General features: G+C 64.3%; 24 protein-coding genes and 1 riboswitch. Of the genes, 15 read left to right on the top strand and 9 right to left on the bottom strand.

Annotated elements, in window-relative coordinates; genetic code table 11:
- Positions 1-159: 159 nt before the first annotated feature.
- Positions 160-254, top strand: a riboswitch (TPP riboswitch).
- 62 nt (positions 255-316) lie between these two features.
- Genes thiM through tenA form a run of 4 tightly spaced genes read left to right on the top strand, consistent with a single transcriptional unit; the run spans position 317 to position 3,181 of the window.
- The gene (gene thiM, locus BMI86_RS00530) at positions 317-1,105 is read left to right on the top strand and encodes a hydroxyethylthiazole kinase (RefSeq protein ID WP_078539297.1); all 789 of its coding nucleotides are present in this window, start codon (positions 317-319) and stop codon (positions 1,103-1,105) included.
- Complete coding sequence (gene thiE / locus BMI86_RS00525; protein ID WP_078539296.1) at positions 1,102-1,713, top strand: thiamine phosphate synthase; 612 nt, start codon at positions 1,102-1,104, stop codon at positions 1,711-1,713. The genes thiM and thiE overlap by 4 nt, the downstream gene beginning before the upstream one ends.
- On the top strand, positions 1,710-2,513 hold the full coding sequence (thiD, locus tag BMI86_RS00520) for a bifunctional hydroxymethylpyrimidine kinase/phosphomethylpyrimidine kinase (protein ID WP_078539295.1): 804 nt from the start codon (positions 1,710-1,712) through the stop codon (positions 2,511-2,513). The genes thiE and thiD overlap by 4 nt, the downstream gene beginning before the upstream one ends.
- Positions 2,510-3,181 carry a thiaminase II gene (tenA, locus tag BMI86_RS00515; protein ID WP_078539294.1) on the top strand — a complete coding sequence of 224 codons (672 nt, stop codon included), beginning with the start codon at positions 2,510-2,512 and terminating at the stop codon, positions 3,179-3,181. Before thiD ends, tenA begins: the two co-directional genes overlap by 4 nt.
- A 77-nt stretch (positions 3,182-3,258) precedes the next feature.
- Here the strand turns inward: tenA and BMI86_RS00510 are convergent, their stop codons facing one another.
- The 4 genes from BMI86_RS00510 to BMI86_RS00495 all read right to left on the bottom strand — a co-directional run bounded on the left by BMI86_RS00510 (position 3,259) and on the right by BMI86_RS00495 (position 5,751).
- On the bottom strand, positions 3,259-3,498 hold the full coding sequence (locus BMI86_RS00510; protein WP_078539293.1) for an SIP domain-containing protein: 240 nt from the start codon (positions 3,496-3,498) through the stop codon (positions 3,259-3,261).
- Between the two features lie 69 nt (positions 3,499-3,567).
- Positions 3,568-4,473 carry a 23S rRNA (adenine(1618)-N(6))-methyltransferase RlmF gene (rlmF, locus tag BMI86_RS00505; protein ID WP_078539292.1) on the bottom strand — a complete coding sequence of 302 codons (906 nt, stop codon included), beginning with the start codon at positions 4,471-4,473 and terminating at the stop codon, positions 3,568-3,570.
- A 218-nt stretch (positions 4,474-4,691) separates the two neighbouring features.
- Complete coding sequence (locus BMI86_RS00500; protein ID WP_078539291.1) at positions 4,692-5,357, bottom strand: lysophospholipid acyltransferase family protein; 666 nt, start codon at positions 5,355-5,357, stop codon at positions 4,692-4,694.
- A 124-nt stretch (positions 5,358-5,481) separates the two neighbouring features.
- Positions 5,482-5,751, bottom strand: a complete 270-nt coding sequence (locus tag BMI86_RS00495; protein ID WP_078539290.1) for a DUF982 domain-containing protein — start codon at positions 5,749-5,751, stop codon at positions 5,482-5,484.
- A 1,075-nt stretch (positions 5,752-6,826) separates the two neighbouring features.
- Between BMI86_RS00495 and BMI86_RS21140 the strand changes: the two genes are divergently transcribed.
- A complete protein-coding gene (locus tag BMI86_RS21140; RefSeq protein ID WP_168173754.1) occupies positions 6,827-6,988 on the top strand; it encodes a hypothetical protein in 162 nt (53 codons plus the stop codon).
- 174 nt (positions 6,989-7,162) lie between these two features.
- Here the strand turns inward: BMI86_RS21140 and BMI86_RS00490 are convergent, their stop codons facing one another.
- Together BMI86_RS00490 and BMI86_RS00485 are read right to left on the bottom strand one after the other, a co-directional pair.
- Positions 7,163-7,882 carry a hypothetical protein gene (locus BMI86_RS00490; RefSeq protein WP_078539289.1) on the bottom strand — a complete coding sequence of 240 codons (720 nt, stop codon included), beginning with the start codon at positions 7,880-7,882 and terminating at the stop codon, positions 7,163-7,165.
- A gap of 47 nt (positions 7,883-7,929) precedes the next feature.
- A complete protein-coding gene (locus tag BMI86_RS00485) occupies positions 7,930-10,395 on the bottom strand; it encodes a heavy metal translocating P-type ATPase (protein ID WP_078539288.1) in 2,466 nt (821 codons plus the stop codon).
- A 185-nt stretch (positions 10,396-10,580) separates the two neighbouring features.
- On the opposite strand from BMI86_RS00485, the gene BMI86_RS00480 reads away from it, so the two are divergent.
- The 6 genes from BMI86_RS00480 (at position 10,581) to BMI86_RS00455 (ending at position 14,157) form a co-directional block, all read left to right on the top strand.
- Positions 10,581-10,976, top strand: a complete 396-nt coding sequence (locus tag BMI86_RS00480) for a MerR family transcriptional regulator (RefSeq protein WP_078540382.1) — start codon at positions 10,581-10,583, stop codon at positions 10,974-10,976.
- A gap of 51 nt (positions 10,977-11,027) precedes the next feature.
- Positions 11,028-11,369 carry a hypothetical protein gene (locus tag BMI86_RS00475; protein ID WP_078539287.1) on the top strand — a complete coding sequence of 114 codons (342 nt, stop codon included), beginning with the start codon at positions 11,028-11,030 and terminating at the stop codon, positions 11,367-11,369.
- An 80-nt stretch (positions 11,370-11,449) separates the two neighbouring features.
- Complete coding sequence (locus BMI86_RS00470; protein ID WP_078539286.1) at positions 11,450-11,884, top strand: cytochrome c; 435 nt, start codon at positions 11,450-11,452, stop codon at positions 11,882-11,884.
- Positions 11,885-11,927: 43 nt separating this feature from the next.
- The gene (locus BMI86_RS00465) at positions 11,928-13,256 is read left to right on the top strand and encodes a multicopper oxidase family protein (protein ID WP_246831652.1); all 1,329 of its coding nucleotides are present in this window, start codon (positions 11,928-11,930) and stop codon (positions 13,254-13,256) included.
- 22 nt (positions 13,257-13,278) lie between these two features.
- Positions 13,279-13,716 (top strand): cytochrome c, encoded by a 438-nt coding sequence (locus BMI86_RS00460; RefSeq protein WP_168173753.1) that lies wholly within the window; start codon positions 13,279-13,281, stop codon positions 13,714-13,716.
- A 6-nt stretch (positions 13,717-13,722) separates the two neighbouring features.
- The gene (locus BMI86_RS00455) at positions 13,723-14,157 is read left to right on the top strand and encodes a cytochrome c (protein WP_078539283.1); all 435 of its coding nucleotides are present in this window, start codon (positions 13,723-13,725) and stop codon (positions 14,155-14,157) included.
- Positions 14,158-14,719: 562 nt separating this feature from the next.
- Here the strand turns inward: BMI86_RS00455 and BMI86_RS00450 are convergent.
- Together BMI86_RS00450 and BMI86_RS00445 are read right to left on the bottom strand one after the other, a co-directional pair.
- Complete coding sequence (locus tag BMI86_RS00450; RefSeq protein WP_078539282.1) at positions 14,720-15,094, bottom strand: group 1 truncated hemoglobin; 375 nt, start codon at positions 15,092-15,094, stop codon at positions 14,720-14,722.
- Positions 15,095-15,171: 77 nt separating this feature from the next.
- A complete protein-coding gene (locus BMI86_RS00445) occupies positions 15,172-16,617 on the bottom strand; it encodes an FAD-binding oxidoreductase (protein ID WP_078539281.1) in 1,446 nt (481 codons plus the stop codon).
- A gap of 220 nt (positions 16,618-16,837) precedes the next feature.
- On the opposite strand from BMI86_RS00445, the gene BMI86_RS00440 reads away from it, so the two are divergent.
- Complete coding sequence (locus BMI86_RS00440; protein ID WP_078539280.1) at positions 16,838-17,527, top strand: helix-turn-helix domain-containing protein; 690 nt, start codon at positions 16,838-16,840, stop codon at positions 17,525-17,527.
- An 85-nt stretch (positions 17,528-17,612) separates the two neighbouring features.
- Here the strand turns inward: BMI86_RS00440 and BMI86_RS00435 are convergent, their stop codons facing one another.
- Positions 17,613-19,184: an oleate hydratase gene (locus BMI86_RS00435; protein WP_078539279.1), complete on the bottom strand. Its 1,572-nt coding sequence runs from the start codon at positions 19,182-19,184 to the stop codon at positions 17,613-17,615.
- A gap of 571 nt (positions 19,185-19,755) precedes the next feature.
- Here BMI86_RS00435 and BMI86_RS00430 point away from each other — a divergent pair.
- The 3 genes from BMI86_RS00430 to BMI86_RS00420 are packed head-to-tail and all read left to right on the top strand — an operon-like array spanning position 19,756 to position 22,001.
- The gene (locus tag BMI86_RS00430) at positions 19,756-20,169 is read left to right on the top strand and encodes a DUF393 domain-containing protein (protein WP_078539278.1); all 414 of its coding nucleotides are present in this window, start codon (positions 19,756-19,758) and stop codon (positions 20,167-20,169) included.
- Positions 20,166-21,425, top strand: a complete 1,260-nt coding sequence (locus BMI86_RS00425; RefSeq protein ID WP_246831597.1) for an MFS transporter — start codon at positions 20,166-20,168, stop codon at positions 21,423-21,425. The genes BMI86_RS00430 and BMI86_RS00425 overlap by 4 nt, the downstream gene beginning before the upstream one ends.
- 15 nt (positions 21,426-21,440) lie before the next feature.
- Complete coding sequence (locus BMI86_RS00420) at positions 21,441-22,001, top strand: CIA30 family protein (RefSeq protein ID WP_246831596.1); 561 nt, start codon at positions 21,441-21,443, stop codon at positions 21,999-22,001.
- Positions 22,002-22,016: the final 15 nt, after the last annotated feature.

The following is a 22,016-nucleotide window of genomic DNA, read 5'->3' as shown; positions in this document are numbered from 1 at the left end:
CTCTAAAGGATGGGGCAGGGCTCTGCAAGGGTGGCGCGCGGGATAGATCGCCACGATCGCGCGACCGGACAGACGCGAACCATCGAGGCCCCCGCTTGTCGTCACACCGCTTGTCGTCACACCGCTTGACGGGGGGCTCGGACGGTGTCACCTCTTTGCGCGAAGCGACAGGGGCGCTCGGGAAACCGGGCTGAGACGAACCCTTAGAACCTGAACCGGATAATGCCGGCGGAGGGAGGCGCGTGAGACGGTCAGGCGCAGTCCCGCCTTTTGCCCCCTCGCACTCCTCTTGCTGCCCGTAGCCAAGGAGAGTGCGATGGAAGACCCCGGACAATATCTCACGTCGATGCGGCAGACTGCGCCGCTCGTTCATAACATCACCAACTATGTCGCGATGAACGTGATGGCGAATGTGCTGCTCGCGTCCGGCGCCTCGCCCGCGATGGTCCATGCGCGCGAAGAGGCGGCCGAGTTCGCCGGGATCGCGCAGGCGCTGAGTATCAATATTGGCACGGTGTCGCCGCCATGGGCGGAGGCGATGGAGGCGGCGGCCACGGTCGCGCGCGCGCAGGGCATCCCGTGGGTTCTAGACCCGGTTGCGGTCGGCGCGACGGGTTATCGGCGCGCTCTCGGGGCGCGGCTGGTGGAACTGCATCCGACGGTGATCCGCGGCAACGCTTCGGAGATACTCGCGCTTGCGGGTGAGGCCGCCGCGGGCAAGGGCGCGGATTCCACCGAGAGTGTCGAGACGGCTGAAGGCGCCGCGCGGGCCTTGGCCCATGTGAGCGGCGCCGTGGTGGCGGTGACCGGCGCGGTGGATTTCGTGACTGACGGCACGCAGGCCGCGCGGGTTGCGAATGGCCATGCGATGATGCCCCGCGTGACCGCTTTGGGTTGTTCGCTCACCGGTGTCGTCGCCGCCTTTCTGGCAGGCCAGCCCCGGTTCGAGGCGGTCGTCGCGGCGTTGGCCTACTTCGGGCTCGCCGGGGAGCGCGCTGGCGCGACCGCCCAAGGTCCGGGCAGCTTTCAGTTCGCCTTCCTCGATGCGCTCCATGCGATCGACGCCGAAGCCTTGACCGCCGGTGCGCGGATCGAACCCACATGATCCCGCCCATCTGTTTCGTCACTGACCCCGACGCCCCGCAGCCCGTGATCGCGCAGGCTATCGCTGCGGCTGAGGGCGGCGCGGGCTGGGTGCAGCTGCGCGACAAGACGCTCCCCGATGCGGAATTCGCAGAACTCGCCAAGACGCTGATTGCGGCGCTCGCACCCTACGACGTCCCGCTGATCGTGAATGACCGGGTCGCGGTGGCCATCGAGATCGGCGCCGCCGGGCTGCATATCGGCCAGAGCGATGGCGATCCCGCCGCGATCCGCTGCCGGATCGGGCCCGAGATGCTCCTTGGCCTCTCCATCGAGACCGAGGCGCAGATCGGTGCCGTGCCTCCCGGCGTCGATTATCTCGGCGTCGGACCGATCCATGCGACCGGCTCGAAGCCCGACCACGCCGCCCCGATCGGACATGCGGGCTTTGCCGCGATCGTCGCACGCACGGACCTCCCCTGTCTCGCGATCGGCGGGATCACCGCCACCGATGCGCCCGCGGTCCGCAAGGCGCGCGGTGCCGGTGTCGCGGTGATCTCTGCCATCTCGCGCGCCCCTGACATGGCGCGCGCCACCCGAACCCTGCGCAGCGCATGGAGCGACCTATGACCCCGAATATTCTCACCATGGCTGGCTCCGACCCATCGGGCGGGGCGGGCATTCAGGCCGATATCAAGGCCATTTCCGCCAATGGCGGCTATGCGATGAGCGTGATCACTGCGCTGACCGCGCAGAACACGCGCGGCGTGCAGGCGGTGAGCCTGTGCGACACCGGCCTGATCGCGGCGCAGATGGCCTCGCTGCGCGATGACATCCGGATCGACGCGATCAAGATCGGGATGTTCGGCGAGGCTGCGATCATCGAGACCGTGGCCGAGGGGCTGACCGGGCTCGAGTGTCCGGTGGTGCTCGACCCGGTTATGGTCGCGAAAGGCGGGGATCGGCTGCTGGCGGAGGCCGCGGTGACCGCGCTGCGCGGCCTGCTGCCGCGCGCCGATCTGATCACGCCGAACCTGCCCGAGGCTGCCGATCTCTTGGGCTGCGCCGAGGCGACGACGCTTGATGAGATGCGCGATCAGGCCCATGCGCTGCGCGCGCTCGGGCCGCGTGCTGTGCTGCTGAAGGGCGGGCATCTGAGGGGCGATCACAGCCCGGACCTGCTGGTGGCCGCGCGGGATGAAGTTTGGCTGAATGCGCCGCGCATCGCGACGCGCAACACGCATGGCACGGGCTGCACCCTGTCCTCGGCGCTGGCGACGTGGCTCGGCGCAGGCTTGTCGCTGCCAGACGCCACCCGTCGCGCGAAGGCCTATCTGAACGCCGCGATTGCCGGGGCGGATCGGCTATCCGTCGGATCGGGCCACGGGCCGGTGCACCATTTCCACGCTTTTCAGGAGGACAGCCAATGAGCTTTACCCAAGACCTCGCGCAGGCGACCGCACCGCTGCGCCGCCAGATCCATGACATGCCCTTCAATCGCGAACTGGCAGAGGGGCGTCTCGATCCGGAAACGTTCCAAGGCTACATCATTCAGGACGCCCATTACCTCGAAGGCTTCGCCCGTGCGCTCGCGCTCGCCGCCGCGAAGGCCCCCGATGCACCGACCGTCGCGCAACTCTCAGGTTCGGCGGCCGGCGCGATCGCGGTCGAGCGGGAATTGCACGCGCATTACATGGGGCTATTCGGTGTTTCGGCCGACGATTTCGCGAAGATCGAGCCCTCGGCCGCCTGCGATCACTACGTCTCGTTCCTTCTGCGCAGTGCCACGACGGGCGATTTCCCCGAGGCGGTGGCGGCCCTGTTGCCCTGCTTCTGGATTTATCGCGATATCGGCCGGGAAATTGCGCATGTCAGCGGGGACGCGAACCCATATGCCGCCTGGATCGCGACCTATTCGGGAGAGGCTTTCGATCAGAGCGTGGAACGGATGCTGGACCTGACCGACAGGCTGGGCGCGAAGGCCGATGAGGCCGCCCGCCAGCGGATGCACCGGGCTTTCGCCCGCAGTTGCTGGCATGAATGGCGGTTCTGGGACAGCGCTTACCACCGCGAAAGCTGGCGGCGGCCTGCGGCTTGAGTATCGCGCGCACCTGACGCTCTCGGTGGGCCCGGTTTCGGGCCCGCGGCGGAATTCCCCGCGCGGCCCTGCGCCTCTCACAGGTCCTTGGCCGAGCCGTCGGCCTGTCCGGCGATCCAGTATCCTGCCGCCTTCAGCCATTCCTTCGGATGACCGCGGGCGGTCAGGTCGTCGCGCAGGGCGCGGGCGACGCTGGCTTCGGCCGCGATCCAGACAAATGTTCGCGGCGGCAGGGAAATGCGGTCCAGCAACCGGCGGAGCGCATTGCCATCTGCCGGATTCGCTAGATGCGTCCAGAGCGCGACGTGATCCGAAATCCTTTCGAATGCGCCCGTCGCTCGAGAGCAGGCGCCACCCCTTGCGTCCTGTCGATGAACCCGATCCCCCTACAGGGATCGCTGTGCTTCGGGGTAATAGGTCCAGGCTATGAACCGGCTTGTCTTCTGCCCCTGAGCCATTTCGACGACCCTGGACTCGGCAACCCTCGCTTTGCGCAGCAGTCTGGAAATTGGCTGCAGGTTGTCTTTCTTCGACACCAGAGAGGTAAACCACAGGCATTGATCGGCGACGTCCATGCTCTGCTCGATCATTCTGGCGATGAAGCCGATTTCGCCACCGGGGCACCAGAGTTCGGCGTTCTGGCCTCCGAAATTGAGTTTCTTCGAGTGACCTTTCCCCAAATTCCGCCACTTGCGCTGGGTGCCTTTGTCCGCCTGCTCAATGGACGCATGAAACGGCGGATTGCATAAGGTGACATGGAAGATATCGTCGGGACCGATCACGCCTTCGAAGATGTCCTCGGGATCGGACTGGCGCCTGAGGCTGATGTTCAGGCCGTTGCGGTCGCAAATCTCCGCCGCCGAGTTGATCGACACCGGATCGATATCGACGCCGGTGAACCCCCAGCCATATTCATGCTGACCGGTCAGTGGGTAGACGAGGCTCGCGCCGGTCCCTATGTCGAGCGCCTTGATCTCGGGCCCGTGCGGGATCTCATGGTCGTTACACTCGGCCAGAAGATCCGCCAGATAGTGGATGTAATCGACACGGCCGGGGATCGGAGGGCATAGGTAAGAGGCCGGAATATCCCAGAAATCGATGTCGTAATGCGTCCGCAAGAGTGCCCGGTTGAGCATGCGGACCGCGTCGACGTCCGAAAAGTCGATCGTCATCCGACCGCGCGGGTTTCTCGTCGTGAATGCCTCCAGCTCCGGAGTTTGCACGATCAGGCGCTCAAAGTCGTACCCCGCCCGGTGTTGATTGCGCGGGTGCAACATCGGTTTGGTGGCCATGGAAAGAACCTTCATGCATAGCGGTGGAGGCCGCGCGGCCAACAGGATGTCGACCTTAGATCTTCATCGCGGCTTGAGAAATGCCTGATCGGCCTGCTTGTCACCGATATCAATATGTCTGGGATGTGTCGCGGTCGGAATGCCGAAGCTCGATAGGGATTGGACTTGCGGGGCCACACCACAAGAGGCGAGGGCGGCCCACTGCCAAAAGGTGCCACCTATTTTGCGTTGTCGCTCAGAGCTGTGCAGGGGGGCAGGCGGTCTTTCTCGACATTGAGAAGCGCTTCGACCTGCGCGCTCACCTCGGCGCCCGGAAGCCCGGGCGGGATTGCCGGGAAATAGGCGACGGTGATCGTGCCCCCGGTCTTCACGTCCCTGCGCCAGACATGGCCCGCGTTATGCGCGACCGGCACGATCGGCAGGCCGAGCTTGCGATAAAGCGCGATGAGACCCGGCTGGAATTCGCAGCGATCAGTCACGCCGACCCGCGTGCCTTCGGGGAAGATCAGGATCGAGCGGCCTTTGGCGGCCTCTTCGCGCGCCTGGGTGATCATGCCGGCGAGGGCACGCCCGCCGCCGCTGCGGTCGATCAGGATCATCGGCGAATGTTCGAGGAACCAGCCGAAGATCGGGATACGCCGCAATTCTTGTTTCGCGATGATGCAGACATCGGGCACGAGCTGGTTGAAGGCCAGCGTCTCCCAGGTGGACTGGTGGTTGCAGACATAGATGCAGGGGCTGTCGAGATGCTTGTTCTCGAGCCCTTGCTCGCGCACGCGCAATCGCAGGATCCCGCGTGCGAACGCGAAGACCCCGCCGGTCCAGACCCGCACGGCGGCGCGCACGAGCCGGGGGCGCCGCGCCAGCGCGAGGACCGGAATCATCGGCGCTTGCAGTGCCGTCCACGCCCCGAAGGCTACGTCGAAGAGCTTTGAGCGCAGGCCTTCGAACCTCGGGGCCGAGCCGGCCCGTCCGCGTCGCGCGCGCGACGCCGTATGTGCTGTGTGATCAGGCTGCAATCGGGTGATCCATGGTTTCGAAAGGTGAAAAGCCGGCGGTGGTCGCGGCCCCGAGGAATGCGCTGCGCGCGTCGCCCACGGTGCCCAGACATTCCATGGCCGCTTCGACGCGGTCAATTGCACGGATCTGTGCGGTATCAGTGACCGGCCATTTCTCGCGCAGCCAGTAATGCACCTGTTCGATGGTGCTGAAGGTTTTGACGTCGCCGTCCGGCGACACGACGAGGGAGATGGGTTTGCCCCAGCAAATTTCGATCAAGGTTCGTATCTTTCTAAGCGGTCGTGACGGCTCCGATTTGAACGGTCGCGCGATCACGGAGGCATAGTGCGGGCTAAGCCTTTTCTATGCGGTGAATTAGGTCTGCGCGCGAGGGCGCGCCGGTTTGGTATCCCAAGCGGATCGCGAGGCGTCAGCGTCAATGCGCGCGGATCACGGTCCGGCCCCCCTGACATGCGAAGTTCTCGTGGAGGTCGCGAGGGGCAGAAATTGCGGTATCGACCAAGTTCATCCCGGTAGGAGGGCTGAATGGGTTCGTCTGCTCGAACGGCGTCACGGCACCATGGGCCGATGGGAAGCTCCTTTTCCTTACTGCCGCCTTTGAAAAGCTGCGGCCCGACAAAGCTCAAGATCGTCGCTGAGCCGGGAGGAACAGGGTCCGAGAATTAAGATATGCGAGTGCAGACATAAGGGATTTGCGCCCAAATTACGAGGAAATTGCGTTTCGGCACCGGAATTTTCGCGCAACGGCTTGATTGTACGAGATATAAATTGCGCGCTCGGAAAGACGTGGCCGTGCGTGCCGTTCGCTCGCTGCTGATTTCCTTTGCAAAAGGGGCCGCGGTCACTTAGGTATACCGGACTACGCTCGTCTCATCTGTAATTTCTCTTCTCTTCTCTGCCGGCTCCGGTCTTCCTACTGAAATGACTGAGCTTGGCTGATCTATTCTGCAGACGGGATATCTTCGTCCACATCTCGGCCCTTGCGCGTGCAGGTCTCTCTCTGCGCGAAGACAGACAGGCCGTTACCTGAGAATTCGGAACCGGACGCGACGGTCGTGAGACCGCCTGCAATCTGGCACCAGCTGATGCGGTTCCGTAGCCGGTCTTCAGACCGGATTTCGCGACCAGAGCGGGACTATGCCCCGCAAACACGACTTCGACGGCGTCTTCCGTGATCTGCCCCCGAAAGCCCCGACGGCTCGGGACCGGACGGACGCCGCATTGCGCCTCATCTTTGGAGGCACCGCCGCGACACGAGCGAAACTGACCGAAGCTTTCGGTCATCCAGAGGAATTCCGCGAGTATCCCTCGCGGGTAAAATGGAGGGCCGAACATGGCTATCGAAAAACTGCCCAAGGGTAAGACGCCCCAGACGAATGACATCGCGAACAACAAGGGCCATGCCGCCCTCGCCTGGCCTCATTTCTTCCGGACACTGTCCGAAGAGAAAGCTGCGAACGGGGAAAGCACAGCGCCGCGCAGCGCCCAGAAATAGGTCTTCGCGAAGATCAGGACCGGAATTCCCAGCATGAAGGCTGAGCGATGTGAGGTTCTACGCGAACCGGCCGATGCTCGCCACACGACGTGCCGGGACGTGGAGCGGCAGGGGGAAACTCCTGCCGCTTCGCTTTTTCGAAAGGCGGGTCAGCCGCCGTCGGCTGTCTAGGCCTCAATGCCCCGACATCATCTCGCCCTTCGCCATCGCCAGATGATGCGGCTGATGGTGCGCGCCGACCGTCAGGATGCCGATGAAGCCGAGCGCGCGGATCTTCTGCGAATCCGCGCCGGTCACGGTGAGCGCGCTGCCGCCGGGGATTTCCGCGGCGCTCATCTCCCAGCCCTCGACCCCGTTCATCGTCGCGACATGAGCGGGCACCATCGCGCGGATCGAGGCGGTGACCTCGGGGTCGTCCGAGGTTGCCTCGAAGCGCGCGCCACCTTCGATGTCGTCCTCTTTGACCTTGGCGCGCAGGGTGACGTTGTTCATATCGATCAGATGCTGGCGCAGGCCCTCGATATTGACGCGGTTCCAATCCGTGTCGGGATCGGCGAGCAGATAGGCGACGATCTCCTGAATGGCCGCGAAGGCGCTTTGGCCCGGCTCGGTGATCGCGCCCGTGTCCTCGGATTGCATTCCGGGCATCTGCGCGGTCGAGGTCATCGGCATCTGCCCGTCGGCATGGGCGTCGTCGGACATCATGTGGTCGTCATGTGCGGGCATGTCCTCGTTGTCGCCCATATGCTCATGGTCGCCCATGTCCGCGTCGTCCATCATCATGTGATCGCCCGACATCATGTCATGCGCGCTCCCATCCGCGCTGCCATCTCCGTGCGCGTAGCTGACGGTGGGCAACGCCACGAGGGCGAGAATGCTAAGAAAACGTGTCATGAGTCCTCCGGAGTTTTGCGTAACACTGTCATCTTTGCGCGCCAATGTCACAGCTTCAGCCTCCGCAGGCGCAAGGCGTTGCCGATCACCGAGACCGACGAGAAGCTCATCGCGAGCGCTGCGATCACCGGCGAGAGCAGCACGCCGAAGACGGGGTAGAGCACGCCCGCCGCGATCGGCACGCCCGCGGTGTTGTAGGCGAAGGCGAAGAACAGGTTCTGGCGGATGTTGCGCATCACGCCCTCGGCCAGACGGCGCGCGCGGACGATGCCGGTCAGGTCGCCCTTGACCAGCGTCAGACCTGCGCTCTCCACCGCCACATCGGCGCCGGTGCCCATGGCGATGCCGACATCGGCAGCGGCGAGTGCGGGTGCGTCGTTCACCCCGTCACCGGCCATCGCGATGGAGACGCCGTCCTTGCGCAGTTTCTCGACCAGTGCGGCCTTGTCCTCGGGCGAGACCCCGGCATGAACCTCGTCGATGCCCAGCTCACGCGCGACGGCCCTTGCGGTGCCCTCGCTGTCGCCCGTGGCCATGACGATCCGCAGGCCTTCCTCGTGGAGCGCGCGAATGGCGTCCGCCGTGGTCTCCTTGATCCGGTCGGCCACCGCGATCACCCCGATCACCTTGCCGTCGCGGGCGAGATACATCGCGGTTTTACCGTCCGATTGCAGACGCTCGACCGTGTCGGACTGAGCGGAGGTATCCGCGCCGATCTGCTCCATCAGCGCCGCATTGCCGAGCGCGATCTGTGCGCCGTCGACGCGACCCGTGACGCCCTTGCCGGTGACCGCCTCGAAGCCTTCGGCGTCGAGTTTGGGCGCATCTTCGGCCCCTTGCACGATGGCCTCGGCCAGCGGGTGCTCCGATCCGCGCTCCAGCGCGGCGGCAAGCGATTTGACCTCTTCCTCCGAGACCCCGTCCGCGATCACATCGGTCAGCGCGGGCTTGCCCTCGGTCAGGGTGCCGGTCTTGTCGACGATCAGCGTGTCGACCTTGGCGAAGCGTTCCAGCGCCTCGGCGTCGCGGATCAGCACGCCTGCGCTGGCACCGCGCCCGGTGCCGACCATCACTGACATCGGCGTGGCGAGACCCAGCGCGCAGGGACACGCGATGATCAGGACGGAGACGGCGGCCACGGTCGCATAGCCCAGTGCGGGCGAGGGGCCGAAGACGAGCCATGCGATGAAGGCGAGGATCGAACAGGCCACCACGGCGGGCACGAAGTAGAGCGCCACACGGTCGGCCAGCCCTTGGATCGGTGCGCGCGAGCGTTGCGCCTTGCCGACCATCTCGACGATGCGCGAGAGCGTGGTTTCCGACCCCACGGCCTGCGCTTCCATCACGAAGCTGCCCTGCTTGTTCAGTGTGCCGCCAGTGACCGGATCGCCTTGGGTTTTCTCGACTGGGACGGGCTCGCCGGTGATCATGCTTTCGTCGATGGCGGAGGAGCCTTCCGCGACTACACCATCCACCGGCACGGTCTCTCCCGGGCGCACGCGCAGCTTGTCGCCCGTCTGCACCTGATCGAGGGGGACGTCTTCCTCGCCATTTTCGCCCACGCGGCGCGCAGTTTTCGGCGCGAGGTCCATCAGCGCGCGGATCGCGTCGCCGGTTTTCTCGCGTGCCGTCAGCTCCATGATCTGCCCGACCAGAACCAGCACGAGGATCACCGCCGAGGCTTCGAAATAGACCGGCGGAAGCCCGTGCTCATTGAGCATTTCGGCGGGAAAGATCCCCGGCACCAGAAGCCCCGCGAGTGAGAAAAGATAGGCCGCGAGCGTGCCCAAAGCGATCAGCGTCCACATGTTGGGCGAAACATTCACCACCGATTTCCAGCCGCGCACGAAGAAGGGCCGCGCGAACCACAGCACCGGCGTCGCCAGCGCGAATTGCAGCCAGAGGAAGGCTTTCGGCCCGATCCACTCCGCGAAGGGCAGCCCGATATGCGCGCCCATCTCCAGCACGAAGACCGCAGCCGCCAGCGGCCCCATGATCCAGAGCCTGCGCCGGAAATCGACGAGCTCGGGGTTCGGGCCGCTATCGGCACTGGGGCTCATCGGCTCCAGCGCCATGCCGCATTTCGGGCAGTCGCCGGGCTTGTCCTCGACGATCTCGGGATGCATCGGGCATGTATATTGCGTGCCTTCGGGCATTGCCTTGGCAGCGGGACGAACGCCCAGATAATCCTCGGGCCGGGCCTCGAACTTGTGCTGACAGCCCTCGGAGCAGAAGTAGAACCGCTCGCCGTCGAGCTTGGCCATATATTTCGCCGTCGCGCGCTCGACCGACATCCCGCAGACCGGGTCGGTCGCCTTGATGTAGTCATTCGGCTTGGCCACGAACTTGTCGTGACAGCCTTGCGAACAGAAGTGGTAGAGATGGCCGTCATGCTCGGCACTGGGCTTGTCGGCATTCGGGTCGACCGTCATTCCGCAGACTGGGTCACGCGTGATCGCGTCCGTCGTTTCCTGCGTGTCGTGGGTCTCGTGGTGGGCGTGCTGCGATGTCATCCGTTCATCCTTTCGGCAACTTCGCCCGATCAGATAGGGCTTCCAGCTGCTGGAGGGTCAAGAGTATAACCGATCTTTTTCCCAAACCCGGTCCCGCGTCCCTATGTTCCGGCGGCCCTCACGTGAGCGTGACTTTTGCTTCCAGTCACTGGAAGGTTTATATTAGGCACAGGAGGCCTATGCAGATGAATATCGGAACCGCCGCGACGCAGACCGGGCTGCCGGTCAAGACGATCCGCTATTACGAGGAGATCGGCCTCGTCACGCCCGACCGGCGCGCGAATGGCTATCGCGATTTCTCCGAGGCTTGCGTGGAGCAGTTGCGGCTTCTGGCGCAGGCGCGCCATCTGGGGTTCTCGCTTGAGGAATGTCGCCGCCTGCTCAGCTTGAGCGCAGATGAGGGGCGGGCCAGCCGGGATGTGCGTGCGCTGGCGCAGCAAAACCTCGAAGCGGTGCGCGAGAAGATCGCCTCACTCAATGCATTGGAGGCGCAACTCCAGCGGCTGATCGCGCAATGTCATGGCGACGACGCCCCCGATTGTGCGATCCTCGACGACCTGATGGGGCAGCGCGGGAATTGACAGCCGCGCCACAGCCCACCAGATAGGGTACAGGGAGAAACCGGGAGAGCCATGCGCAAAGCGCTGCATATCGTCATCGTCGGGCTGGTCTGTTTGGTCGGTCTTTCGCAGTTGGGCGCGCCCGCTGCCGCGATGACCCATGCGCGTGCGATGGATGCGATGGAGACCGTCGCCGTGAGCGACTGTTCGGCCTGTCCCGACAGCCATCACGATGCGGGCTCGACGCAGGACCAATCCTGCCCCCATGCGCAGATAATGGTCTCCGCCACGCTGGACTTCGCGCCGGAATTCTCGCTGAGCCGGGCGGACCTGTCGGTGACGCTCCTGCCTGCGGAGACGCCCGCGCCCTTGGCGCATGAGCCGCAGCTCGACCTTCCGCCACCACGTATCTGATCGATCACACCGTCACTGGCCCCTGAGGGGGCTCGTCTGTCGCGTCCCAAGTCTGGGCGCATGATCGAACAGGATACTCTATGAAACGCTATATTCTCTCTGCCGCGGTCGTCGCGGCCCTCGCTGCGGGCGGTTGGCTCGTGTTGCGGCCCGACACCGCGAGTGAGGCCGAGGCGGCGACGCCCGCACAAGGTGAGCCGCTTGTCGCTGTCACCTTGCCGAATACGCTCTCCGAACAGGCCCAGATGGGCAAACGCGCTTTTGACGCGACCTGTGCGGCCTGTCACGGCGCGAATGCCACCGGCAAGATGGGCTTCGGCCCACCCCTCGTGCACAAGATCTACGAGCCGTCCCATCACGGCGACATGGCCTTCCAGGCCGCCGTTCAGGCGGGCGTGCGCGCGCATCACTGGAAGTTCGGCAACATGCCCCCGCAGGAGGGTCTGACCCGTGGCGATGTCGCCAATATCGTCACTTACGTGCGCGAATTGCAGCGCGCGAACGGGATCGAGTGAGATGCAGAATTTCCAACTGACCCGCCGCGCGGTCCTTGCAGGAATGGGGGGCACGGCGCTCACGGCGCGCATGGGTGGCGCGGCAACCGCCCCGACGCCGCTGACCGCGCAGCGCGCCATGGCCCAGATTGCCCCCGAGGGCTATCCGCAGACCGAGGTCTGGTCCTATGACGGCACGTTGCCGGGGCCGCAGCTACGGGTGCCGCAAGGCGCGCGCCTGCAACGCCGCTTCGTCAACAAGCTCGATGTGCCAAGCTCGGTGCATTGGCACGGCATCCGCATCGACAATGCGATGGATGGCGTGGCGGGGCTGACGCAAGACGCGGTGCCGCCCGGCCAGACCTTCGATTATGATTTCGTCGCACCAGATGCGGGCACCTACTGGTATCACGCGCATACGAACTCGATGGAGCAGGTCGCGCGCGGCCTCTCCGGTGCGCTGATCATCGAGGAGCCGGACGCCCCGGATGTCGATCGCGACGAGGTTCTGCTGCTCGACGATTGGCTGCTCGATCCCGATACCGCGCAGTTGGAGCCGGATTTCACCCATCCGATGGACCTCAGCCACGGTGGGCGCTTCGGCAATCTCGTCGGAACCAACGGACACTATGCCCTGACCCTGAAGGCCAAGCGCCACGAGCGCTTGCGGCTACGCCTGATCAACGCCGCCAATGCGCGGATCTTCGTGCTGCGTCTGACCGGGCTTTCGGGCTGGCAGGTGGCGCTGGACGGGATGCCGCTGCCCGCGCCAGAGGCCATTCCCGACGAGCTGGTCCTCGCGCCCGCGCAGCGCGTCGATCTGATCGTCGATGTCACCGGCGACGGGGTTCAGGCGGCGATCGAACGTTTGGGCAATGACGACCAATGGCACAGCCAGGTCGCGTTCGAGATTTCGGGTGAGGCAAGCCGGTCGCGGCGTGACGCGCCTGCGCCTTTGCCGCCCAATCCGAAGATGGCCCCGCCCGATCTGACGCAGGCCCGCCCGCTGGAGATGAAGATCGAAGGCGGCGCGATGGGGCGGATGTCGCGCAGCCAGTTGCAGGGGCTGATGCAGAGCGGCAATTTCTGGACGCTTGCAGGTAAGCCGGGGCCGGGAGATACGCCGTTTGCGCAGCTGACCAAGGGCGAGCCGGTGCGGCTGCGCTTCGTCAACGACACTGCGTTCCCGCATGCGATGCACCTGCACGGGATGCATTTCCGCGAGGTGCTTGAGGATGGACGCCTAGGCCCGATGCGCGACACGGTGCTGACCTTTGCTGGACGCAGCCATGAGATCGCGCTCACGGCCGACAATCCGGGCAAATGGCTTTTGCACTGCCACATGCTCGCGCATGCGGCGGCCGGCATGTCGTCCTGGATCGACGTGACCTGAGTTTCCGATGAAAGGAGTGACTATGAAACAACCCCTGATGACGACCCTGTTCCTGCTCGGCTGGGCGCCGATGGCGTTCGCGCATGGCGGGGTGGCGGACCCACAGGTTCTCGCGCGGATGGAAGGCATGAAGCGGCTCGGGACCGAGATGAAGCTTCTGAGCACGATGGCGAAAGGGGAGAGAGACTTCGAAGCCGAGAAGGTGCGGCGCGCGATCACCCGGATCGAAGCCGAGGCCGGACAGATTCCGGTGCTTTTCGAGCCCGAGGCGCAGGACCCGAAATCCGAAGCCCATCCGTCGATCTGGGACGAATTCCATGACTTCCGCGGCCAGGCGCAGGCGCTGAAGGAAGCGGCCAGCTCGCTCTCGGAGCCGATCGAGTCCCGGCAAGCGCTTGGACCTGCTCTCGTCAAGCTCGGGGTGACCTGCAAGGAGTGCCACGACGAGTATCGGGAGTGAGCGGCGATGCGAATTGAAGCCGTAGGTCTGGCTGTCGTAATCGCGCTCGGGGCAGGGGGCGCGCACGCCGCCAGTCTGCTCGACGGGCGCGATATCGCGGCGGGCAAGGATCTCTATGCGCAGAACTGCGCGAGCTGCCATGGCGCGCAGCTCGAAGGCCAGCCAGATTGGCGCGAGGCGGGACCCGACGGCGTTCTGCCAGCCCCGCCACATGATGCGAGCGGGCACACTTGGCACCACGAGACCGCGTTGCTGTTCGATTACGTCAAGCAGGGTGGGGCGGATGCGCTGGCCGCGCGCGGGGTCGCCGATTTCCCAAGCGGGATGCCGGGTTTCGGCGGAACGCTCGATGACGCGCAGATCCTCGATATCCTGGGCTTCATCCGTTCGACCTGGCCCGAGCGGATGCAGGCGGTGCAATCGGCGCGCGACGCACAGTAAGCCACCGGCGCGGCTCCGTCTCTCCGTGCCGCAAATGTGCCTTGGAGCGTGCCGCGTTTGTGCCTTCGGGAAGTGAAAAAAGAAAGCCCGGAGCGAACTCTGGGCTTTTCTCTTTGAAGTCAGTCTTTTGCGAGAGATTTGGCCCCGGCGGTAGGGAGCGGGGCTGTCTTGGATTCAGTCTTAAGGATTTGAAGTCGTTAAGGATTTTCTGCGTTGTCCGTGGTTTTTGCCACAGTTGGATGTCCTGCGGATAGGTGCGCGATTTCGGCGCGGCAAGGTATTTTCGGTAGTCCGATCACGCTATCGAGCCGAAAAATCGCTCGGCTTGACAGAAGGGTTGGCTTAGCTGCGTTCACCAAGTGTTCTTAGCTCATCTCGAGATTAGCTCCGGCCAGCCAGAAGGTGCCAGTCGAATTGGAGTCGAAATTCCAATGCTTCGAGGTATTGGTCGCCTGAGCTTGGCACGCCGAGTGTCAGTGCCGACTAACCGGAGCGTAAAAGGCAGCGAGGTTCCCATAGCTGCGTCCGAATATTGACGACACAGCCACCCCGTCCGACACGTTCATTGGTTCGTAATGTCGCCTTTGAGAGAATAGCCGATCATCAGCACGTCCTTGCGGGTCATCTCATCGATCTCATGCGCGGCGAGGACCGACATGATGTCGTCGATTGCGGCCATGTATTCGCCGGTGCTGATATTCATGCCCCGATGCGCCGCCACCATGTCTCGCCCGGTATATTGCTCGGGGCCGCCACTGCCTGCGCCGAAGAAAGCGCAGAGTTGGGCCTTGGCGTCGTTCAGGTCGTCTGGCCTTTCGCGATACGGCAGGAAGCGCGCGCTGATTGCGGGGTTCACCATATGCGCCTCGAGGACATCGTCGACGAGCGCCTTGATCCCGGGCTTCCCGCCCAGCCGGTCGTAGAGGGTCTGTTCCATCGCTCTTGCTCCTTGTTCGCTATCCGAAGTGTTTGCTGCTTGGACCCCGGGCGCTGGCTCGCGCCCGGGATGAGGGCTCATTGCGCGGCCTGCTGCACACGCTGCGGCTGGATGTTGTGATTGACCCGGAAGAGGTTCGTGGGGTCGTAGCGCGCCTTGATCTCCTGCAGCCGGTTGAGGTTGCCGCCATAGGCCTCGGCAAGGCGATCCGCGTCATCCGCTGGCAGGAAGTTCACGTAGACACTGGGCGCCGCATCCATTGCCGTTGCGTTGAACAGGTCGCGCGCCCACGCGATGCAGGCCTTGTCCTTCGTCGCGTCGTCCCAGCGGGTGTGAACGTTCATGGTGAAGTGGCTGTCGCGCTGCGGATAGGCGGTCGCGTCCGATGGCACGCGAGCCATCGCGCCGCCGACATGGGCGATGAAGATCTCGCATTGCGGATCGGGAAGCTCCTCGACCGCGCCGAGTATCGCCTCCATCGTGCCGGGGCCGAGCTTCAGGAAGTCCCGGCTCTTCCAGTAATTGCGCGCGCCGGGCGTCAGCAGCGGATCGAAGGCCGCCTGCCAGCCGGTGAAGGGATGCGGGCCGATCACATCGACAATAGGCGTGCCGAGGGCGCGCAGCTCGCGCATCGCCTCTTCGCCCTTGGCCATGTCGCCGACGTAGCAGGCCGCGAAGATCAGCACCTCTCGCCCGTGCCAGTCTTCCGGCAGGAAGGGCAGGGGCGGCGCCTTGCGCAGGACCGACCAGACCGTCAGCTCGTCGGGGGCCTTGTCGCAAATCTCCTGAAACTTCGGCAGCAGAGTGGCCGCCTCCGCGAAGGGATGGATAACGAGGCCGGACAGAACCTCGGTGCCGATGGCGTGGCCCTGGAATTCGAAGGAGGACACCACCCCGAAATTGCCGCCCCCGCCGCACAGCGCCCAGAAAAGGTCCGGATGCTCCGTCTTCGACGCCTTGACGCAGCGCCCATCGGCGAGCACCACGTCGGCCGACAAGAGGTTGTCGATGGTCATCCCGTATTTCCGGGTGATCCAGCCGAAGCCGCCGCCAAGTGTCAGCCCCGCAATCCCGGTTGTCGAGTTCACGCCGACAGGAACCGCAAGCCCATGCACCTGCGACTCGCGATCGACATCGCCCAGTGTCGCGCCCGGCTCGGCCCGGACGGTCCCGGCCTCAGGATCGACGTGAACCGAGCGCATGCCCGACAGGTCCAGCATCAGCGAGCCGTCCTCGACCGCGAGACCGGCAATCTGGTGGCCGCCGGACCGCACGGCCATCCGAAGCCCTTTATCCTTGGCAAAGGCGACCGCAGCCTGAATGTCGCTGGCTCCCATCGCATGCGCGACAAGCCCCGGTTTGCGGTCGATCATCCCGTTCCAGATCGACCGCGCGGTGTCATAGCCCTCATCTCCCTCGATCAGGGCCTTGCCGCGCAGAGCGGCTCCAAGGGTCTCCCGGTCCGCGCCGGTGATCTTCTTGCGCGTGCCGTCCAGCCCGTTCATTTCAATGATATCCGACATGTCTTTCTCCCTGTGAGATCATGGCGCACAGCGACGCGATCCACCCCTCGCGCGTCTGCCGCGTTCGATTGTTTGCGGTTCTGAAAGGATGAGCGCGCCGCGGGTCTCAAACCAGTGGCGAAACTGGACCGGCCCGCTCGGGCACAGGGTGTGGGCACAGAGTTGGATACAAGAAGCGCAATTTGCGCTATGCTGGGAAAAGCCATGGAGGAGATCTCCGATGTCCAACGCCAGCTATTTCCAGTTCTGTCCGGTCGCGATGGCCGCTGAAATCCTCTGCACCCGGTGGACGATGGTCCTCGTGCGCGAACTCGTGGCCGGATCGACCCGCTTCAACGATATCAGGCGAGGTGTCCCGCGCATGTCGCGCACACTGCTTGCGCAGCGCCTGCGGGAACTGGAAGCAGCAGGAATCGTCGAGAGACACCCGGTTGAGGGCACTCAAGCCGTCGACTACCTTCTCACCGATGCGGGAAAGGACCTGCTGCCGCTCGTCGAGGCCTTCGGGATCTGGGGGCAGAAATGGGTGGAATCCGAGCCGTCTCTGGAGCGGCTCGATGTGTCGCTGCTGATGTGGGACATGCGCCGCAATCTCGATCCTTCCCCGCTTCCTCCGGGCCGGACTATCCTGAATTTCCACTTCCCCGAGCTCGCGGCGTCAAAATCTTCGTGGTGGCTGATCGTGGAGGCGAGCGGCGATGTCGATCTGTGTCAGGTCGATCCGGGCTTCGATGTGGACCTCTTCGTCACGACGGATCTGCGCACGATGACAGAGATTTGGATGGGCCTCACGACCGTGTCGAAGGCCGCCCGCAAGCTCGACCTTATCGGGTCCCGAGACGTGGTGGCTTCGATGCAGAAATGGCTGGGCCTCAGCCCCTTCGCAGCCGAGAAAAAGCTCGCCTCCTGAGCTGCGTCGCCGTTCCGGTCAGCGTGTCATCGAAGGCTGTGGCAGACCGTGCCTGCATTGGCCACAGGCCGCACGTTCCGAAGGGCTACATGCCCATCAGCACCCGCGCGGCGTTGAAGAGCACTTTCGGGTCGAGGTCCGTGCGTGCAACCGGCGGGGGAGGTGTGATCCGTCCCGTCAGGCTCGCCACCGCGGCCCGGGCCGAGCGGACGGAATATTCCACCGTGAAGACGCAATCGCGCGGGAGTTCGCAGAATTGCCCGATGATCGCGAAGTTGCTGGCGCCGCTGGGTCGGGTGTCGGGGCGATCCCCGGGCTGACGCGGCATGAACTGGCTGGTGATGAACGGCATCCGGCAGGGGATCACGCGGGCGGTCTTGAACCAGCCCTGCTGTTCGGGCGTCAGGCCCATATGGCCGAACAACTCGGTCAGGATCTCGTCGCCGGTCGCCTCCCACATCGGTTTTGCGGTGAAGTCGCCGGGACGATCTCCGCGCAGGCCATATCCCCAGAAGACATAGGTGCCGTGTTTCTGGCCGCGGAAATTGGGTTGGTGGAAGAGCACGATCGAGAGCGTCCAGCCCGAATCCGCGAAGGTCACCAGCCCGCCCGTGCCCGTGCGGTTGCCGGTGAAATCCTCCATGAACTCGAAGAAATCGGGGCTGTCGAGCGTGACCGTGAAAGAATGCCACGCGGTTTTGTCAGTCTCGCTGCAGAACACCTCCGGGCGGCCGAAGCCCTCATGCTCCGCCGCCAGCTTTCGCCACAGCGTCCAGGCACCGCCCTCGTGGTCATCGCGGCTGGGCGCGCGGTCGTTCGATCCGGTCACCGAGGCATCGGTCATCGAGCCGAGCGTGAGATAGACCTTGTCGGTCTCGGCGACCGGTATCTCCTCGCCGCTGGCAAAGGCCAGCGCACTGACGCGGCGGTCCTGCCGCGTGCCCTCGATCCGCACGTCGACGACCTGCGTGCCGGTGACGATTTGCACGCCTCGGTCGCGCAGCCAGCTCACGATTGGTGCGATCAGGGAATCATACTGATTGTAGCGGGTGCGCAGGATGCCGGCGATCCGGGTGAAACCGGGAAAGAGATGGATGAACCGTCGCAGGTAGCGCCGCATCTCGACCACGGAATGCCATGGTTGGAAGGAGAACATCGTCGACCACATCAGCCAGAAGTTGCTGTCCAGAAAGGTCGGCTGGAACCAGTCCTCGATCGTTTGGGCGCCGAGAGACCCTTCGCGATGCAGGATCAGGCGGTTGATATCGACGATGTCCTGCGCCGTGAGCGTTAGGTCAAAGCGGTCCTCTGCCGGTTTGCCGTCGCGCACGATGCGGCAATTGGCCGAGCCGGGCACCATGCGGTTGAAGGCGAAGATGTCCTGTGCTGCCGAGGTGGCGGGATCGTCCGCCGAGGGGATCGAGCCGAGCAGATCGAACGTGCAGGCGAAATGCTCCTCGAACATCCGGCCGCCGCGGACGAGATAGCCGTCCTCGCCATCGCCCGATCCGTCCAGGGAACCGCCCGCCGTGCCGAGTTGTTCGTAGACATTGATCGCCGCGCCATCCACGCCCGCGTCGCGTAGCAGAAAGACCGCCGTGGCAAGGCCCGCGATACCGCCGCCGACGATGTGATGTCGTTCCGTTGTCGCTTCCATCGCCGAGCCTCGCTCCCTGCAGTCCAGATTTCCTTCGCCCGCGTCGAAATCCTTGGGGGCACAGCGAATTCTAGCATTTTATGAGAAGCGGACGAAGAAGATTGCTCGCCGAGTTTACGCCTGCTCCGCCCGCTTGCATGGTGATCAGGGAAGGCACGTCATGCGGCGGACTGCCCAAACTGTCTGAGCATGGGACCGGCCATTCGCGCCGGGTGCAGCTAATATCCATGCTCTCCCTTTGGCGAGAGGGAAAATCTCGGCCCTGAGCGGACATCTATGGCCTGAGCGGCGAAGGTCAGCTCTGAAGTATTTCGGATCAAAGAAAGCGTTTGGCCCGTTACTGAGAATAATGCTCCGGTCAAACGGCTTGGCACGGCGAAAGCGATGCTCATTGTTCGCACTGCATGCCAACCCGAAGCAACGACGGCTTGCTGGGAGTAGGAGGCGCGTTGACCGCTGTTGTGTATACGATCAATGGCGAGCGCTCTCGCCGGGGTATTTGGGAGGAGCGCCCTCTGGCAAAAGATCCTCACATCGTCAAACCGCGTAGGACTCATCAGCCAAACTGAAGATGGGTGATAGCGTGCGCCATGCTGCGATGCACAAAACCTCCAAGGCGACCGTTTTCTTTGACGGAGGGTGTCCTTTGTGTCGCGCGGAGATCGGTCTCTATGAGGAGACGCCGGGCGCGGAAGCGCTGGCGTTTGTCGATCTCTCCGAGCCGGGCGCGAAACTGCCTGACGGGTTGAGCCGGGCCGATGTGTTGGCTCGGTTCCACGTCCGCAAGGGGGATGGGCATCTCGTCTCGGGGGCTGCCGCTTTCGCCGAACTCTGGTCGCATCTTCCGCGCTGGCGCGGTCTGGCGCGCATCACACGGTGGCCGCTCGTCAAGACCCTCCTCGAACTGACCTATCGCGTTTTTCTGAAGCTCCGGCCTGCTATCGTCTGGCTCTTTGTAAGGCTCACGGGGCGGCGCGTCCGATGAGTTCGACGCCGGTGGAGCAGCCGAGAGACTACTGGCGCGTGGGCTTTCTCGCGATGTCGCTCGCCACGGCGAGCATCCCGATCTACATCCATCTGCCGCGCTTCGCGGCCACGCGTCTGGACCTGTCGCTCAGTCAGGTCGGGGCGATCCTGCTTTTGATCCGTATCGTGGACTTCCTGCAAGACCCGCTCTTGGGGTGGATTACCGATCGCTGGGCGCGTCACCGTTCGAGTTTCGCGGCGCTGGCGATGGGGCTACTGGCGACGGGCTGCGTCGCGGTTTTCTCACTGCCTGTGCAGGGAAGCCCTGCGCTCTGGCTGACCGGGGGGTTGGTCGTGGCGTTTACGGGCTACAGCCTTGGGACGATCCTGATCTACGGCCAGAGCGCCGCCTTCGCGGGCACCGGGCAGACCCGGGCGCAGCTGAGCCTTGCGGGCTGGCGCGAAACAGGTGTTCTGATCGGTGTGACTCTCGGGGCGATTGCGCCGACTTTGCTTGCGAACGTCTCCGCGCAGGCTGATGGTTATGTGGCGTTCGGCTGGCTCATCGCGGGTCTGGCTCTGATCGCGATCGTGCTGGCGCGGCCGCTGTGGCGCAAGACGCAAGTGGCGTCGATGCGACTGAACTGGCGGGGGCTGATCGGGTCCGGCGCGGGCTGGCTCCTGCTGCTGGCCTTCGTCAACAGCCTGCCGGTGGCCGTCACATCGACACTTTTTCTGTTCTTCGTGGGAGACCGGCTCGGCTTGCCTGACATGGCCGGGCCTTTCCTCATCCTTTTCTTCATCGCCGCGGGCGCAAGTGCGCCTCTCTGGGGGCGCCTTGCCCGACGCGTCGGCGCCCGCCGGGTGCTTCTGGCCGCGATGATCCTCGCGATCGTGAGTTTCATCGGCGCGTTCAGCCTACCGCCGGGCGTCGCGTGGTCATTCGCGGCGATCTGCATCGGCTCGGGCATCGCGCTTGGCGCGGATATGGTGATCCTCTCGGCGCTCTTTGCCGCCGCCCTGTCGCGTGCGGGGCTGCAGGCGGGGCAGGCCTTCGGGATCTGGAACTTCAGCGCCAAGGCGACGCTCGCGATCGCCGCCGGGACCGTGCTGCCGCTGCTTCAGTATTTCGGCTACCAGCCCGATGGCGAGAACAGCCGGGCGGCACTCGATGCGCTCAATGTCAGCTATGCGCTCGTGCCTTGCGCGCTGAAACTGGCGGCGATCGCCCTCGTGCTTCGATTGCCGCGTGACATTCTTGACCCTGCAACCTGAGGCTGGAGGATACCCGTGACCCTCAAATTCCTGCTCACGATCGCAATGCTCGTTGGCGCGACGATCTCTGCCCAAGGTGAACCGATGCCCCCAGAAATGCTCCCAGAGACCTTTTCGAACCACCCAGAGACCCGCTGGCGTGTCTTAACCGATAAGGTGATGGGCGGCGTCTCGACCGGGCAGGTTCGCTTCGAGCGCGAGGGAGCCACGCATTTCGCCCGCCTCAGCGGCAAGGTCAGCACGCAGAACCGCGGTGGTTTCATCCAGATGCAGATGAAACTCGATGCGCCACCAGAGGGCGCGCGCGGTGTGCGGATCGTCATGCGCGGCAATGACGAGGATTACTTTGTTCATCTGCGCAGCCGCGCGATGCTTTTACCCTGGCAGTATTATCAGGCGCGGTTTCATGCCACTGCAGGCTGGACGGAGGTGAAACTGCCCTTCGCGGCGTTCACGCCGTCGGGCGGAATGCTGCGGGCCGAACCTCGCGCGAAGAACCTCAAATCCATCGGCGTGGTTGCCTATGGCAAGGATTATGAGGCCTCCGTCGACGTTAAGGAAATCGGCTTTTACTGAACGCGGACCGGCCGG

This window comes from Thioclava sp. DLFJ5-1 (genome assembly GCF_002020115.1).
GTDB classification, from domain to species: Bacteria; Pseudomonadota; Alphaproteobacteria; order Rhodobacterales; family Rhodobacteraceae; genus Thioclava; species Thioclava sediminum.
The sequence above is the reverse complement of the archived record's forward strand: the minus strand, read 5'-3'. Positions and strand labels throughout refer to the sequence as shown.